The organism is Vogesella mureinivorans, assembly GCF_007644035.1.
Lineage (GTDB): Bacteria > Pseudomonadota > Gammaproteobacteria > Burkholderiales > Chromobacteriaceae > Vogesella > Vogesella mureinivorans.
Window position 1 is genome coordinate 1 of sequence record NZ_VMTV02000583.1, and the last position, 325, is coordinate 325.

Sequence of the window (325 nt, forward strand, 5' to 3'; positions counted from 1 at the left end):
CTCAACATCGTGACCATCAAATGGACCAAAATAATCAAAGCCAATTGCTTTGAAACACCTAAAGATCGTCTAGTTTGGGATGTGGGGCATCAAGCTTACCCACACAAGGCATTGACTGGTCGTCGTGAACAATTAACCACGATTCGTTCCAAAAATGGTTTGGCTGCTTTCCCTGCACGAGAAGAATCCGAGTTTGACACTTTTGGTGTTGGTCACTCTTCAACCGCGATTTCAGCGGGCTTAGGTATGGCGCAGGCAGGTCGTTGCAAACGCAGAGGTGTCGAGCGGGAGGCTTTGTCCTAAGACGCTGCCCTCCCGCCCAAAG

At 49.8% G+C, this 325-nt stretch carries 1 pseudogene; it reads left to right on the forward strand.

Annotated features, from left to right (window positions below):
- Positions 1–300, forward strand: a pseudogene (locus FLQ44_RS16380) (1-deoxy-D-xylulose-5-phosphate synthase N-terminal domain-containing protein); the annotation flags it as partial.
- Between the last annotated feature and the right edge of the window lie 25 nt (positions 301–325).